We start from the raw sequence: 13,613 nt of genomic DNA, 5'->3' as shown, positions 1-13,613 counted from the left end.
GGGAAGCTCTCACACCGGAAGCGGCACACCGCGCGCGAGTTCGTCCAGCAGCCATTCGCGGAAGCGCTTGACCTTGGGCACATTTCGTCGCGCGGCTGGATACACCAGCCAATAGGCGTGGCCGCGTGTCGAGACCTGTTCGAATGGCCGCACCAGCTTGCCGTCGGCGAGATCGTTGCGCCAGAAGAACGGCGTCAGCATCGCCATGCCCTGCCCGGCCATCGCGGCGTGCCCCTCATGCGCCTGCGAATCGAGCCGCACGCCCGGCGGCGGCTTGCCCTCGGGCACGTCCACACCCGCCTCGCGCAGCCAATAGGGCCACCAGATATCATGCCGGCTGATGATCGGCAGCCTGAGCAGATCCTTCGGCGTGAACGGGCCGTAGCGCTTCAGGAAACCCGGGCTGCACATCGGCGTGAAATCCACGTCGATCAATTTGTGCTCGGCAAGCTCGGGCCAGCCGCCCAGCCCGGCGCGGATCGCGACATCGACATCGTCGGTCACGAAATCGGCCATCGCGTCGCTGGTCAGTACGCGCACCGCCGTATCGGGATGGCCGACCTGGAAGCTGCCGAGCCGCCACGCCAGCCACGCATTCGCGAACGTGTTCGAGGTCGAGATCGTCAGCAACGCGCCATCGTCGGCGCGCACGGCGGCGAAGGCGGTGTCGAGCGTGTCGAATGCCCCTGTCACCTGCGGCGACAGCCGCCGCCCCGCCTCGGTGAGCAGCACGCGCTTCTTTTCGCGCCGGAACAGCGGCACGCCGAGCCGTTCCTCGATCAATTTGATCTGATAGCTGACTGCCGCCTGCGTCATGCCGAGTTCGGCGGCAGCGGCGGTGAAATTCTCATGCCGCGCCGCCGCCTCGAACACCCGGACGGCGGCAAGGGGCGGAATGCGGCGCATGGCGATTTGATAAGCGCAGCTTGTCGATCCTGTCGAGCGCTTTGTTGGCGCCGACTCGCGACGCGTGGCATATCCGTCTTGCGCGCACCGAATCGAGACCGAGGAGGAATGCCATGCAAGACGATTTTCACGGACCCGAATGGGCCGATCACCATCAGCGAGTCAGCGACATGATCCATAAGCTTTTCACGGCGGCAATGGCCGCCTTCCAGCGCCTGAACGAAGACCAGTTCGACGCGCCGTGGCGACGCGAGGTGAAGAAGCCCTGCAAGTGATCGTGCGCGACCTCAGCAATTCGTCGCGATAAAATACCGCTTTACCGATCATTTTAGTCGGATATGATCGCGCCATCCCGTTTAGGAGATGGTGTATGCGTGCAAGTCTCGTGTTGGTTTCGGTCCTGGCGCTTGCCGCGTGCAGCAAGGCACCCAACGAAGCGCAGACCGGCGAAGCGGCGGACTCCAACGCCGGCCCCGGCGTTGCCGTCACGGCGGCGCCGGGCGTCGCGTTCAACTATCATTACGCCTTTCGCATGCCGCCGGCACGCATTTCCGCCGCGCAGGAGGCGCATGCGCAGGCCTGCGAGAAGCTCGGCATCCTGCGCTGCCGGATCACCGGCATGCGCTACACCCTGCTCGGTGACGATCAGATCGCGGCGTCGCTGGCGTTCAAGCTCGACCCCACCATCGCCCGCGCGTTCGGCAAGCAGGGCATCGCGACGATCGATGCGGCCGACGGCATGCTCGTCAACGCCGAGATCACCGGCACCGATGCCGGCGCCGCAATCGGCCGCGCGCAGCAGCAACTCGGCGACGTAAAAGCGCAACTCGCGCGGATCGACCAGCAACTCGCCCGTCCCGGTCTCGGCAAGGATGTCCGCGCCACGCTGGAACAGCAGCGCGCCGAGATCGCACAGGCGCCCGCGCAGACCAACGCGCAGATCGCCGACCTGCGCGACAGCCTCGCCACCACGCCGATGGTGTTCGATTACGAATCGGGCCGGGTGATCCGCAGCTTCGATCCACGCTCGCCCTTCGCCGATGCGCTCGCCACCATCACCGCGTCCGCGCAGACGACGCTGATCGTGGTGCTGCAAGCCCTCGCCACGCTGGTGCCGCCGCTGGTGGTGCTCGGCCTGCTATGGCTGCTCTGGCGCGCGCTGGCGCCGTTGCGCAAACGCCTCACTCTCACCCGCTCGCGTACCAACGCCCCAAGCGATTGATTGCACCCCCCTTGTGCTTTGAGTATAGCATCGGGCTTTCCCGCCCCGGCCGCGCGTCCCGCGATGCCGGGGCCGCTCATTTCAGGGGTATTGCCGCATGGCTCGCCGCCGCCAGATTTACGAGGGCAAGGCCAAGATTCTCTATGAGGGTCCAGAGCCGGGCACGCTGATCCAGTATTTCAAGGATGACGCGACTGCGTTCAACGCGCAGAAAAAAGGCACGATCAACGGCAAGGGCGTGCTCAACAACCGGATTTCCGAGCATATCTTCACGCTGCTCGGCCAGATCGGCGTACCGACGCACTTCATCCGCCGCCTCAACATGCGCGAGCAGTTGATCCGTCAGGTCGAGATCGTGCCGATCGAAGTCGTGGTGCGCAATGTCGTCGCAGGGTCGCTCGCGAAGCGGCTCGGCATCGAGGAGGGCACGCCGCTCCCGCGCACGATCATCGAATATTATTACAAGGACGATGCGCTCGGCGATCCGATGATCACCGACGAGCATATCTCGGCGTTCGGCTGGGCCAGCCAGGAGGAGATGCACGACATCGCCGACCTCGCGATCCGCGTGAACGATTTCCTGAGCGGGCTGTTCGCCGGCATCGGCATCCGTCTGGTCGACTTCAAGCTCGAATTCGGTCGGATCTGGGACAATGATTTCGGCCGGATCATCCTCGCCGACGAGATCAGCCCCGATGGCTGTCGGCTGTGGGACATCGCAACCAACGAGAAGCTCGACAAGGATCGTTTCCGCCGCGATCTCGGTGGCGAGGTCGAGGCTTATCAGGAGGTCGCGCGCCGGCTCGGCCTGCTCCCCGAGGGCGCTGAGAACGCCGTGCTCGATCTCGAACAGCACCGGCTGAACCGCGGCAAATAAACACGGAGGCGGCGTGATTCGCCGCCTCGCGACCGCCACGCCGTTCGCGGCGCTGGCGCTCGGCTGGGCGGTCGCGCTGTTCCGACAAGACTTGCGGCGCGCGCCCGCCATCGCCATAGCGCGCGCAACCTTTTCAAGCAGGACATTGCTCATGAAGCTCCGCATCTTCGTCACGCTGAAACCGGGCGTGCTCGATCCGCAGGGCAAGGCGATCCACAAGGCGCTCGACGGCCTCGGCTTCGCCGGCGTCAACGATGTCCGTCAGGGCAAGCTGATCGAACTCGACGTCACCGACGATACCGACGACGCCAGCATCGACGATATGTGCCGCAAGCTGCTCGCCAACACGGTCATCGAAAACTACCGGGTGGAACGCGTATGAAGACCGCCGTCATCGTCTTCCCGGGATCGAACTGCGACCGCGACATCGCCGTCGCGCTCGAATCGGTGACGGGTCGCAAGCCCGAGATGGTCTGGCACGGCGACAGCGCGCTTCCTGACGGCGTCGGCCTCGTCGCGCTGCCCGGCGGCTTCTCCTATGGCGATTACCTGCGCTCCGGCGCGATCGGCGCACGCTCGCCGATCATGCGCGCGGTGGTCGAGGCGGCCGACAAGGGCCTGCCGGTGCTCGGCATCTGCAACGGCTTCCAGGTGCTGACCGAAGCCGGGCTGCTGCCCGGCGCGCTGATGCGCAACGAGGGCCTCAACTTCGTCTGCCGCGACGTCGCGCTGACCGTCGAAAACGCGCAGACCGCCTTCACCAGCCGCTATGCGCAAGGCGAGACGATCACCATTCCGGTCGCGCACCACGACGGCAACTACTTCTCTGACGCCGAGACGCTCGACCGGCTCGAAGGCGAAGGCCGCGTCGCGTTCCGATATGCCGGTGCCGTCAACGGCTCGGCGCGCGGCATCGCCGGCGTGCTCAATGCCGGCGGCAACGTGCTCGGCATGATGCCGCATCCCGAACGCCGTATCGAGGCGGCGCACGGCGGCGACGATGGCCGCCGGCTGTTCGAAGGGCTGTTGGAGACGGTCGGGGCGTAACGCCTATTTGTCGTCCTGAAAGCTCAGCGAGTAGGAATAGGATTTCAGCTCGACGTCTTTCGCTCGCCGCGCCGCCGCTCGTATGCGATCGGTGAACGAACCGGCCACCAACATCGCGCGCGCAGGCTTACCGCTCTCCTGCTCGATATCGTACGCATAGGCGAGAAGTTGCTCCAATGCTCCTGGAGGACATTTGCCGGCTTTCAATTCGATGACGACCGTCCGACCTTTCGCATCGCGCGCGAGGATATCGATCCTGCCAGTCGCGACCGTGATTTCCGCGCCGTCGTCGATCGCTTCGAGGCCGGGTTCGAGGTTCGTCAGTTGCCGCCGAACCTGAATCTGCATCTCTCGTTCGCGGATGAAATTGGCATCCGACTCGATCAACGATCCGAGTTCGTCACCGGACGCAGGCGGTTCCTCGACACTGGCGTCCTCATCGCCCGCTGCTTTCTCAAGCTTGTATAGGGCATAGCGCTTCAACACCGATTTGGCGTGTGACCGATACGTCCCGAACGGCTCCACCTCCGTCGTTCGTGCCCATTCCATGACCGCTTCCAGACCGCGCGAGGAGAGCGCTTCATCCAGCCCGCCGAGGGCGTCGTCGATCCGGTTCAGAAAGGAACGATACGTCGCGCACGTGTTCGCGGACGCTTTCACCGTGTTGGCGAAATAGTCGAGAAAGCCGATCTTGTCGTACATGCTGTTCAAACCCCAGCGTGAAACGGCGAGAAATCCGTCCCGCGATCGTACACGTCGATGCCTTCCCGGCGCTTGAGGAAGCCGACCACCGCGTAAGTGACGGGGGTCAGCACCACTTCCCAGCCCACCTTGAGCACGAACTGGCTGAGCATTACCATCAGCATCGCCTGCACCGGCCAGTCGGGCAGCCCGTAGAAGGCAAGCGGATAGAAGACGAGGCTGTCCGCCCCCTCCCCGACGATCGTCGAGCCGATCGTGCGCGTCCACAGCCATTTGCCCTCGGTCAGGATCTTCATCCGCGCGAGCACATAGGAGTTGAGCAGGTCGCCGATCCAGAAGGCGCACAGCGACGCGAACGCGATCCGCCCGCCGATACCGACATCGACATAGGGGAAGACCGAAACCAAATGCGGCGGCGCGCCGAACACATATTCGTAATGCGCCTGCCCGCCCCAATCGGCGGCGGGCGGGAGCGCCACCGTTGTCCACTCCATCGCGACCAGAAAGGCGAGCGCGACGAACCCGACCCACACCACGCGCCGCGCACGGGCATAGCCATACACTTCGGTCAGCACGTCATCGAGAATGTAGGAGATCGGGAAGAACAAGATGCCCGCGCCGAACGGCCACAGCCCGATCCACGGCAGATCGATCACCGCGCGCTTGCCCGCACCGACCACGTTCGACAGCACGAGGATCACCACGAAGGCGACCATCACGAAATCATAATAGCGGAACTGCCGCCCCCGCAGATCGGTTGCCACCACCTTGTCGAGCATGATCGCGCCCCCTTCGCGCACCATTCGTAATATCGCCGTTTCGCGATCGCGCAAATCCCGCTAACCGGGGCATAGCGCGCGCCCGTAGCTCAGTTGGATAGAGCAAGGAGCTTCTACCTCCTCGGTCGGGGGTTCGAATCCCTCCGGGCGCGCCAATCGCCCGACGGGTTGTTGAAGGATCGGCGTGTGTCCCCTGCCCCTATCGCGCCAGATGCTCGCGCCCAGGCTCGGCTGGTGCTTCGGCAATGGCTCGCCTCGGACGATAGCGCGATACTGTCCGGCATCGATTCGCTCGGGCGGAACGCGATCGCCACCGCCGCCGAAGCGAGCGGAAGGCTTGAACGCGGCGTGGTGGCGACCGCCTCGGCCGAGCAGGGCCTCCAGACGTTGCAGACACTCGCGCTGAGCGTCGCCGAACCCGCGCCGAAACCAGCCTGGTCGCTGTTCCCGACCCGCGCCGCGCCCGAAACGTCCCCCGCCGTCCGCATCGAGGCGCTGGTCGAGTCGCTGGCGCGCGAACGCGATTCGGTCGCCCGCGCGCAGATCATGATCGACACCGACCGCACCAAGCTGCGCGCTGCGGCGGCGGCGCTCGACGACGCGCTCGATCTGATCCGCGCCTGTGCCAAGGCGGTCGAATCGGCAGCGCGAGAAATCGCCGCCGACCGGCCCGAGCGCGCCCAATTCCTGCGCGGCCCCGCCACCGAGCGGTTGCTGGCGCGCGAGCAGGACATGCTCACCCAGATCGCGGTCACGCATCAGGGCATCCTCACGCTCGATCTCGTCGCGAACAGCCAGGACGCGCTCGCGCAGGCGCTCGACCGCGCGCGCGAGACCAGCGTCGCCGCGCTGCGCACCGCGCTCGCCGCACGCCGCGCCGTCACCGGCAGCCAGGCGCTCACCCAGCAGGCGGCGGCGCTGGAACGCACCGCCGATGCCGCGCGCGACATGCCCACAACCGGCAACGCACTGCAACGCGCGCTCGACGACGCTATCACGCAGGCCCGCCGCGCGATCGACGCCGCCGAAGCATCGCGCGGCACCCTCTAGCGCGGCATCGGGTCGATGCTCTACCGTGGGGCCGGCGGCGCAGGCGTGAGTAGGATGAGTTGACAGGATTTCTCGACAGATTGGCGGGGTGGCTGAGCGGGCCGATCGAACCGCTGCCGACGGCGCCGGCGGGCACGCCCACCGCGCCGAGCATACCCGCGATCTCCGCCGACGATCCGCGCCTGCCAGAAACCTCGCGTCCGCTCGTCGCGCGCCTGCTCGCGCTGATCGCGGAGATCGAGGCGCGCACCCACGAGGACACGCTGATGATCTCGGCAGCGACCGAAGTCCGCCAGATGCGCGACGATCACTTGCCGCGGCTGGTCGAAAGCTATGCCGAGATCCCGCCGAGCCACCGCGCCGAAATCTTCCGCCAGACCGGCCGCTCGGCGAGCTACAATCTTAATCAGGGCTTCGAACGCATGATCGCCCGGCTAGAGGCGCTGTCGCGCTCGCTCGCGCAGGAGGATCTCGACAGCTTCGCCGACAACCTCCGCTTCATCGAGAACCGCTACGGCAAGGGCGACGATCCGCTGCGGTAGTGCGCTATCTCAACCGTTCGTGTCGAGCGAAGTCGAGACACCTGCGCTCGGGACGAACGGATGCAAGGATCACCCCAACCGCATCGTCGGCGTAAGCCATACCGTCCCGTGCCCACGGAACACATACACCAGCCCCTCGCCGCTGCGCCACGCGTTGCGCAAGCCCCGGACCAGCGGGCGAAGCTCGACCTGCAAGCCAGCCGAATACATCAGCATCAGATCGCCATCGACGATCAGTTCCTTCTGCCCGTCGAGTTCCACGACCTCGACCTCATCCGCCGGCACCGGCGATTCGACGACGAACGCGCCCGCGCCGGTCAACTTGGGCTGCATCAGCCCATTGCCCGACAGAATGCCTTGCACCGAGCGGTGGATATGGGTCGACAGCGCGACATTGGCGTCGCAGGCGTAGAACGCGCCATCGTCGAGGATCAGCGAATCCTGCGGGCCGTCCATCGCGGCGAGGATGAAGTGTTTGGTCGTTACCTCGGTCCACACCTCGCCATAGCCGGCGTAGCGAGTCGCGAACGCGCTCTCGCCCGATCCTGCCGAAGTGATCGCGCGCGAGAAGAAGCCGCCCGCTCCGGCGTTCTTCTGCATCTCGACCTGCAACTTGCCGTGGGCATATTGCAGCGCGCCCGGTTCCAGCAGCGCAGCACCGCCTTCCAGCACGATGCGGACCTGCCGCGCCGTCGCGGCGTGCGGCGGATGGAGGTGGATCACCGGTGCGCTGCCATCGGAGGAGGCGGTGGACGGCATCGGCATCGTCAGCACATGGCTCTTGCGCTCGAACTGATACACCTCGAAGCGCACGCCGGCACTGGCCTGCTCGTCGATGCGGGTACGAAAATCGCTCATTGGTCGGCTCCTGTGATAAGGCGCAGCCCAGGCTGCGGGTCCGCGATTCCATAGAAAGCGGCACGTTCCAGCAGCCGCTCCGCCCAGGCGCGATGCGTCGCCGGCTCGCACATCGCGCCGTCATGCGCGAACACGGCCGGCGCATCGTCGGCGAGCATCAGCCGCGCTTCCTCGACCTGCGCGGCCGGCACCGCGAGCGCGGCGTGGATCACCGCGATCTGGTCAGGGTGGATCGCGGTCTTGCCCTGCAAGCCATGTTCGATGTCGCGCGCGACCTCCTCGCGCAGCAGCGAAATGTCGGCGAACCGCTCGAACACGGGCGCGCTGAGCGCGAAGCCCCACGGCGCAAAATTCGCGACGAGGCTGGCAATGATCCCGCCGAGCGGCCCGTCATACGCGGTGCGCCCGGCCGGGCGGCGCAGGCCCATCGCGCGCAGCAGATCGTTGCCGCCGATCCTGAGCGCGAGGATACGGTCCTGCACCACCAGCAACTGGTCGCGCAGCCGCCGCATTTCATACGTATCGCACGCCTCGCGCGTCTCCAGCGTCGGCATCAGCCGGTGGCGGTCGTGGAACGGCAGCGCGAGATAGGCCGGCATGCTGTCGGCATGCGCCTTCGGGATGACGAAGCCGGTCAGCCGCTCCACCCCCGGCATGCACAGCACATGCTCGAGCATCGCCGCGTCGCGCGGGCGCACGAACAGCAATGGCTCGGCCGGCCCCGGCGCGCGCATCGACAGCGTGCGCAGGAAGGCGGCGAGATGCGTCAGCGCCAATGGCAGGTCGCGATCGAGCACCGCATCCTCAAGGCACAGCACGGCGGATCGCAGCCCCGGAATGCGACGCGCACCGAGCAGCGCTTCGGCGAGATCGTCGCGCGTACACGGCATGTAGAGCGTCGCGCCGAGCGCCAGCGCCGGAATCGGATCGAGGGTCATGCGTCGTGTCCCAGAGTACGGATGATCGCCACCGCCCGGTAGCGAGACTGTTCGCCGAGCGGCTCGACCGGAATGTCATGTTCGGCGGCGAGATGGAGGAGATGCGCGACATCGGCGTCGCCGGGATCGCGCACCAGCAGCCGCTCGGGCATCCGCCGCAGCAGCGCGCGCGTCGCCTCGGCGATACCGGGCTTGATCCGGTTGCGGTCCTGCGTGCCGGCATGCGCCAGTAACGCCGCCATCATCGCCTCGCACCCCTCGCGCAGCGCCGGGCGGCGCTCCGCATGGCCGGCGATCGAAAGCGGAGTCGCGACGGCGGCGAGCGGCGCGATGCCATCGACGAACGCACGCGACAGATCGGCTGCGGCGAATTGCGGATAGGTGACGCAGGCGTGGAAATCCCCCGGCCCGACCACATCGGCGTTGAGGATCGACCGGCTCAGCAACCCCGAGACGATGCCGTTGAGCAACCCCGACGCGATCAGATAATCGTCGTCGGTCGCGGCAAGATCGGCCTGCCCCGCCGGATCGGCGATCACTGCCAGTTCCGGCGCGAACCCGAACGGACGCTCGGCAAGCGTCGCGCGCAACTCGCCCGCGATGGCGCCTTTGCCGGTCCAGCCATCGACGAATACCGCGTCGCGCGCATCATGGCGCTCCGCGATATAGCCGAGCGCGTTCAGGTCGATACCACGATCGCGAATAATGCTGATCGAATAATGGCTGGCAGGGTGCCCCCACGCGCGCAACGTCCGCGCGAGCAACACCCCGATCGGCGTACCCGCCCGCGCCAGCGACACGATTACGACCTCGCGCCCCGGCCGACGTTCGGCGAGATGCGCGGCAAGGCTCGCGACATCCTGCGCCAGCCGCGCGCCATTACGCGCCAGCGCGGCGTGGTAGAGCGCGAGATAGTCCGCCCCCGGCACGCTCTCCGGTGCGATCATCTCCGAATAATGCCGCCGGCCCGACTGGATCGCGGCCTCCTTGTCGGCAACCCCGGTCGCTTCCATCGTCACCGGCTTGAGCAGGAAGGTCACGTCGGCGGGATCGTAGCTCCCTGAAAACGGCGCGTCAGCGCGCAGGCGTGCTTCAACCGGCATCGAACAGCCCCCCGGCGAGTTGCGAGCGCGGCGGCATCATCGCGAAGTCGCACAGCGCCATGAACGGCGCGTCGGTGTAACTGTCGCCGACGCCGATCACCGGCGCATCGGGGAAGCGCGCGCGCAGCGCCGGCAGGATGTGCGCGACCGCATGGCGCTTGCCGAGATACGGCGGCATCAGCGCGACATTGTTGCCGTTGCGATGGTCGGTCCAGCCCTCCGGCAAATCCGGCACGGCGGCATCGACCACCGCGAACAGCGCCTCGGCATCCGCATCGGCATGTTTGGCGAGCGTGTAGAGCGGCAGAGCACCCTCGCTCAGCACCCGCGCGTTGATCGCCACGCCGCGCGCGGTCGCCTCGGCGGCAATCGCCTCGGCGAACCCCGCCAACGTTCCTGCATGGGGCGCGGCGCGCGCGGCGATCGTCTCCGCCCAGACGGCATCGACCTCGCCGGCCTCGTCGAGCACCACCCCACCATGCGCGCACACCGCCGCGCGGAACGGGATGTGCGCCCGCCGCAGCGCATCAAGGCTGCGCGCGGTGACGGGCACGAGATGCGTCGTCTCCGCGAGCCATTCGAGGAATTTCATCTGGCGCGGCGTCGCATAGCTCAACGGCGATCCGTCTTTCGCGAACCCAAGCGGAGTCAGCCGCTCGACCGGCACATCCTCCGGGCATTTGCGCAGCGTCTGGAACAAGGTGTCGTCGAGATCGACGAGCGCGATCGCGCGGATCATGCCGACCAGCCGATCGGCGTCGCGTCCAGAGCGGCAATCAGCGCCGGATCGATCGTACCCGCCCCCGTCTCGTGCGCGATCAGGGTCATGCGGCCGTCCGACGGATCGGCATTGTAGAGATAATTGGGCACACCGGTTCCATAATTGTCGGAGAAGCAGAGCTTGCTGGTCATCGCCGCACCGATCCGCGCCGGGCTGCGGCTGGTCGCCTGAACGACCACGTCATGCCCTTCGCCCGCAAGGCGCTCGGCGAGACGGAACGGCAGATAGGTGAACTCGCCGGTGCCAAGCACACGCACCGGCCCGGTGATATCCGGCAGCGCCGTATCCGGCGGCGGCGCGACCGGCGCGGCGATGCCGAGCCGACCGAAATTGCGATGTGACGCCATCCGCCCGAGCGACGCCGCCGCCTGGTCGAACCCCGCATCCGCCACCGTTACCGCGCCCTGAGTCCACTCCAGCCGCCCGCCGAGCAACGACGCCACCTGCGTCGGGCGCGGCATCCGCGCCTGCCAGCCGCGCCCGCGCGACCAGTCGGTCAGCGTCGCCACCACGATCGCCTCGACGCCCGGCCACGCCGCCACCAAAGCCTCGGCGAGGTTGCACAAGGTCGTGCCGGTCGAAATCTCGTCATCGACGATCACCAAGCTACGCGGCTCGGGCAGATTGGGGCGGTAGATCAGATGCGCCGAGGCATGGCTGTGCGGTTCCTCGAACCGGCACAGCAAGGGATGGTCGAGCTGCTGGCGAGTCGAGTGCAGGAAATACACGTCGTCGCGCGCGCTCGCCGCGCGAAGTTCCTCATGCACCGTTTGGCCGAGGCACACCGCGGTTTCCGCAAGGCCGATCACCATCACCGGCCCCGGCAGCCCGGCGGGGATGCGCGCCGCCAGATCGCGCGCGCTGGCGCGGATCACCTGCGGCGGGGTCGGCAAATGCCGCCCGAGCACGCGCGACACGACCAGAAAGCCACGCCTCGGGTTCTCGCGCGCGGCGAACGCACACAGCCGGTCGAGCGGCCACACCGCCTCCTCGATCGCGATGTCGAGCCGCCCGGTCGGCAGGTCGATGACGCGCGTGTCTTCGGCCACGCTCAGCATTCGCACGTCACCCGTGCGATCGTGTCGCGTGCCTGCCGCACGACGGCGGCGCGGCCGATCACGGCGTTGCCGTGCGCCATCTGTGGTTCGATACCGAACGAATCGAGGAAACTGAGGATCATCGCACCCTTGATGCCGAAATTGATGTTCTCCGCGCTCGCGCCGGACTGGCGGATGCGGTCGAGGTTGAGGGAGGAACACACCAGCCCGATCAGATGCCCGGCCATGTCGAGGATCGGGCCGCCACTGTTGCCGCTGGCGATCGGTGCGGTGAACTGGAAGAGACTGCTGTCATTGCCGATTCCGCACAAAGCCGCAATGTTGCCCGCGCTCGCCTGCGGCCCGGTGCCGAGCAGCCCCTGCAACGGAAACCCCAACGCGACGACATCCTCGCCGAGATGCAGCCCCACTTCCGATCGGAACTGCGCGACTCCCTCCATCGGCGTCTCGACCCGCAGCAGCGCGAGATCGTTGCGGCGATCGGCGAACACCGTGTCGGCTGCAAGCGGCCGTCCGCCCGCCTGCACCATCACCGTCCTCGCGTCTTCGACGACATGCGCGTTGGTGAGGATGTGGTGCCGCTCGATCGCGACGCCGCTGCCGCTCGATGCGCCGGTTCGTGGCGCGCGCTCGTCGGCCTCGGGCGGTTGCAACCGGGGGATCAGCCGCATCACCCAGCTATGATCGATCCCATAAGCCGCCGCGATCGCGCTAAGCCCCATCGCGAAGCCTTGCCCGTTTGCGGCGATCCGCCAGCCGCCCTGGTGCCGGTAGCATTCGATCAGGATCACCGCCGCGTCGGGCCGCTCGCGGAGATCGACCGCGAAGCGCAACGCCTCGGTTCCCACGGTGACGATCCGCCTGATCGGCTGGTTGCCGCGATCGAACGCGATCAACAGCAGCCGCTCGACCGCGCCCGGCATGTCGTCGAGGGCAATACGCAGCCGCGCGCCATCCTCGAACTGCGCCGCCGGGCGCATTTCGCGGGTGAGCGCATCGATCGGCGGGAAGGCCGGCGACACCCGCCGGTCCGCCCCCAGCGCGATCAGCGCCAGCGTCGGCTGGTCGCCACCATCGCCAGCGAGCGCGAAGACGCCCACGCCAGCGATGGCGGCCCGTTCGCCCGCAACCAGATCACGCATCGGCGGGCGATGTCCTGGATGTCAGACGTTGACGCCGAACGACTGCGCGAGCGGCCCCAGGCCACCGGCGAAGCCCTGCCCGATCGCCTTGAACTTCCACTCGCCGTTGTTGCGGTAGAGGTCGCCGAAGATCATCGCGGTCTCGGTCGATGCGTCTTCGGACAGGTCGTAGCGCGCGATCTCGGTGCCGCCGTCGCCGTTGACGACGCGGATATACGCGTTCGAGACCATGCCGAAATTCTGCTTGCGCGCATCGGCATCGTGGATCGTCACTGCGAAGCTCAGCTTCTCGATCTCGGCGGGAACCTGATCGAGCGTCACCACCACGACTTCGTCGTCGCCGCTGCCCTCGCCGGTCTGGTTGTCACCCTGGTGGACGACCGAGCCGTCGGCGCCGTTCTTGTTGTTGTAGAACACGAAATCGGCGTCCGAACGGACCTTGCCGGCTGAGGTGAGCAGGAAAACGCTCGCGTCGAGATCGAAGGCGCTGCCGTCGGTCACGCGCGTATCCCAGCCGAGGCCGACCCGGACGACCTTGAGGCCGGGGGCTTCCTTGCTGAGGCTGACGTTACCGCCCTTGGAAAGTGAAACTGCCATGTCGAACTCCT

At 67.0% G+C, this 13,613-nt stretch carries 17 protein-coding genes and 1 tRNA gene; 8 read left to right on the top strand and 10 right to left on the bottom strand.

The genetic code is table 11. The annotated features are described in order from the left end of the window. Positions 1–9: 9 nt before the first annotated feature. Positions 10–906: a transcriptional regulator GcvA gene (gene gcvA, locus EWE75_RS13365; RefSeq protein WP_130158267.1), complete on the bottom strand. Its 897-nt coding sequence runs from the start codon at positions 904–906 to the stop codon at positions 10–12. Positions 907–1,019: 113 nt separating this feature from the next. On the opposite strand from gcvA, the gene EWE75_RS25085 reads away from it, so the two are divergent. The 5 genes from EWE75_RS25085 (at position 1,020) to purQ (ending at position 4,052) form a co-directional block, all read left to right on the top strand. Beyond that, complete coding sequence (locus EWE75_RS25085) at positions 1,020–1,181, top strand: hypothetical protein (protein ID WP_165388377.1); 162 nt, start codon at positions 1,020–1,022, stop codon at positions 1,179–1,181. A 95-nt stretch (positions 1,182–1,276) separates the two neighbouring features. Continuing rightward, the gene (locus EWE75_RS13360) at positions 1,277–2,128 is read left to right on the top strand and encodes an HlyD family secretion protein (RefSeq protein ID WP_130158265.1); all 852 of its coding nucleotides are present in this window, start codon (positions 1,277–1,279) and stop codon (positions 2,126–2,128) included. 97 nt (positions 2,129–2,225) lie between these two features. Further along, positions 2,226–3,005 (top strand): phosphoribosylaminoimidazolesuccinocarboxamide synthase, encoded by a 780-nt coding sequence (gene purC / locus EWE75_RS13355; protein ID WP_069206569.1) that lies wholly within the window; start codon positions 2,226–2,228, stop codon positions 3,003–3,005. Positions 3,006–3,156: 151 nt separating this feature from the next. Further along, positions 3,157–3,387: a phosphoribosylformylglycinamidine synthase subunit PurS gene (gene purS / locus EWE75_RS13350; protein WP_130158373.1), complete on the top strand. Its 231-nt coding sequence runs from the start codon at positions 3,157–3,159 to the stop codon at positions 3,385–3,387. After that, the gene (gene purQ / locus EWE75_RS13345) at positions 3,384–4,052 is read left to right on the top strand and encodes a phosphoribosylformylglycinamidine synthase subunit PurQ (RefSeq protein WP_130158263.1); all 669 of its coding nucleotides are present in this window, start codon (positions 3,384–3,386) and stop codon (positions 4,050–4,052) included. Before purS ends, purQ begins: the two co-directional genes overlap by 4 nt. A 3-nt stretch (positions 4,053–4,055) precedes the next feature. Here purQ and EWE75_RS13340 read toward each other — a convergent pair whose 3' ends face one another. Together EWE75_RS13340 and EWE75_RS13335 are read right to left on the bottom strand one after the other, a co-directional pair. Next, entirely contained in the window at positions 4,056–4,754 is a 699-nt protein-coding gene (locus EWE75_RS13340) for an endonuclease NucS domain-containing protein (protein ID WP_130158260.1), read from the bottom strand. A gap of 5 nt (positions 4,755–4,759) precedes the next feature. After that, positions 4,760–5,557, bottom strand: a complete 798-nt coding sequence (locus EWE75_RS13335) for a queuosine precursor transporter (protein ID WP_427915784.1) — start codon at positions 5,555–5,557, stop codon at positions 4,760–4,762. A 54-nt stretch (positions 5,558–5,611) separates the two neighbouring features. On the opposite strand from EWE75_RS13335, the gene EWE75_RS13330 reads away from it, so the two are divergent. The 3 genes from EWE75_RS13330 (at position 5,612) to EWE75_RS13320 (ending at position 7,125) form a co-directional block, all read left to right on the top strand. Beyond that, positions 5,612–5,688 (top strand) — tRNA-Arg (locus EWE75_RS13330). A gap of 31 nt (positions 5,689–5,719) precedes the next feature. Continuing rightward, complete coding sequence (locus EWE75_RS13325; protein WP_165388376.1) at positions 5,720–6,583, top strand: toxic anion resistance protein; 864 nt, start codon at positions 5,720–5,722, stop codon at positions 6,581–6,583. A gap of 59 nt (positions 6,584–6,642) precedes the next feature. Continuing rightward, positions 6,643–7,125, top strand: a complete 483-nt coding sequence (locus EWE75_RS13320) for a hypothetical protein (RefSeq protein ID WP_231708343.1) — start codon at positions 6,643–6,645, stop codon at positions 7,123–7,125. Positions 7,126–7,194: 69 nt separating this feature from the next. On the opposite strand, the gene EWE75_RS13315 is transcribed toward EWE75_RS13320, so the two are convergent. From EWE75_RS13315 to EWE75_RS13285, 7 genes are read right to left on the bottom strand one after another with little or no spacing between them, the layout of a single operon-like run. Continuing rightward, a complete protein-coding gene (locus EWE75_RS13315; protein WP_130158255.1) occupies positions 7,195–7,983 on the bottom strand; it encodes an AIM24 family protein in 789 nt (262 codons plus the stop codon). Next, entirely contained in the window at positions 7,980–8,921 is a 942-nt protein-coding gene (locus EWE75_RS13310) for an HpcH/HpaI aldolase/citrate lyase family protein (protein ID WP_130158253.1), read from the bottom strand. The genes EWE75_RS13315 and EWE75_RS13310 overlap by 4 nt, the downstream gene beginning before the upstream one ends. Further along, positions 8,918–10,024 carry a cysteine protease StiP domain-containing protein gene (locus tag EWE75_RS13305; protein ID WP_130158251.1) on the bottom strand — a complete coding sequence of 369 codons (1,107 nt, stop codon included), beginning with the start codon at positions 10,022–10,024 and terminating at the stop codon, positions 8,918–8,920. The genes EWE75_RS13310 and EWE75_RS13305 overlap by 4 nt, the downstream gene beginning before the upstream one ends. Then, on the bottom strand, positions 10,014–10,763 hold the full coding sequence (locus tag EWE75_RS13300) for an HAD family hydrolase (RefSeq protein ID WP_130158249.1): 750 nt from the start codon (positions 10,761–10,763) through the stop codon (positions 10,014–10,016). Before EWE75_RS13300 ends, EWE75_RS13305 begins: the two co-directional genes overlap by 11 nt. Beyond that, on the bottom strand, positions 10,760–11,863 hold the full coding sequence (locus EWE75_RS13295) for a phosphoribosyltransferase domain-containing protein (protein ID WP_130158247.1): 1,104 nt from the start codon (positions 11,861–11,863) through the stop codon (positions 10,760–10,762). The genes EWE75_RS13300 and EWE75_RS13295 overlap by 4 nt, the downstream gene beginning before the upstream one ends. Next, a complete protein-coding gene (locus tag EWE75_RS13290) occupies positions 11,857–13,005 on the bottom strand; it encodes a trypsin-like peptidase domain-containing protein (protein ID WP_130158244.1) in 1,149 nt (382 codons plus the stop codon). The genes EWE75_RS13295 and EWE75_RS13290 overlap by 7 nt, the downstream gene beginning before the upstream one ends. A gap of 21 nt (positions 13,006–13,026) precedes the next feature. Beyond that, a complete protein-coding gene (locus EWE75_RS13285; RefSeq protein ID WP_069206579.1) occupies positions 13,027–13,602 on the bottom strand; it encodes a TerD family protein in 576 nt (191 codons plus the stop codon). Positions 13,603–13,613: the final 11 nt, after the last annotated feature.

It is taken from the genome of Sphingomonas populi (assembly GCF_004208535.1).
GTDB classification, from domain to species: Bacteria; Pseudomonadota; Alphaproteobacteria; order Sphingomonadales; family Sphingomonadaceae; genus Sphingomonas; species Sphingomonas populi.
This window is presented reverse-complemented; position numbering and strand designations above follow the sequence as displayed.

Bases quoted from the DNA above. Each gene is read 5' to 3' on its own strand.
- EWE75_RS13335 (WP_427915784.1), bottom strand. From the start codon at position 5,557: ATGGTGCGCGAAGGGGGCGCGATCATGCTCGACAAGGTGGTGGCAACC.
- EWE75_RS13340 (WP_130158260.1), bottom strand. From the start codon at position 4,754: ATGTACGACAAGATCGGCTTTCTCGACTATTTCGCCAACACGGTGAAA.
- EWE75_RS13285 (WP_069206579.1), bottom strand. From the start codon at position 13,602: ATGGCAGTTTCACTTTCCAAGGGCGGTAACGTCAGCCTCAGCAAGGAA.
- EWE75_RS13315 (WP_130158255.1), bottom strand. From the start codon at position 7,983: ATGAGCGATTTTCGTACCCGCATCGACGAGCAGGCCAGTGCCGGCGTG.
- gcvA (WP_130158267.1), bottom strand. From the start codon at position 906: ATGCGCCGCATTCCGCCCCTTGCCGCCGTCCGGGTGTTCGAGGCGGCG.
- EWE75_RS13290 (WP_130158244.1), bottom strand. From the start codon at position 13,005: ATGCGTGATCTGGTTGCGGGCGAACGGGCCGCCATCGCTGGCGTGGGC.
- purC (WP_069206569.1), top strand. From the start codon at position 2,226: ATGGCTCGCCGCCGCCAGATTTACGAGGGCAAGGCCAAGATTCTCTAT.
- EWE75_RS13295 (WP_130158247.1), bottom strand. From the start codon at position 11,863: ATGCTGAGCGTGGCCGAAGACACGCGCGTCATCGACCTGCCGACCGGG.
- EWE75_RS13300 (WP_130158249.1), bottom strand. From the start codon at position 10,763: ATGATCCGCGCGATCGCGCTCGTCGATCTCGACGACACCTTGTTCCAG.
- EWE75_RS13360 (WP_130158265.1), top strand. From the start codon at position 1,277: ATGCGTGCAAGTCTCGTGTTGGTTTCGGTCCTGGCGCTTGCCGCGTGC.
- EWE75_RS25085 (WP_165388377.1), top strand. From the start codon at position 1,020: ATGCAAGACGATTTTCACGGACCCGAATGGGCCGATCACCATCAGCGA.
- purS (WP_130158373.1), top strand. From the start codon at position 3,157: ATGAAGCTCCGCATCTTCGTCACGCTGAAACCGGGCGTGCTCGATCCG.
- EWE75_RS13305 (WP_130158251.1), bottom strand. From the start codon at position 10,024: ATGCCGGTTGAAGCACGCCTGCGCGCTGACGCGCCGTTTTCAGGGAGC.
- purQ (WP_130158263.1), top strand. From the start codon at position 3,384: ATGAAGACCGCCGTCATCGTCTTCCCGGGATCGAACTGCGACCGCGAC.
- EWE75_RS13310 (WP_130158253.1), bottom strand. From the start codon at position 8,921: ATGACCCTCGATCCGATTCCGGCGCTGGCGCTCGGCGCGACGCTCTAC.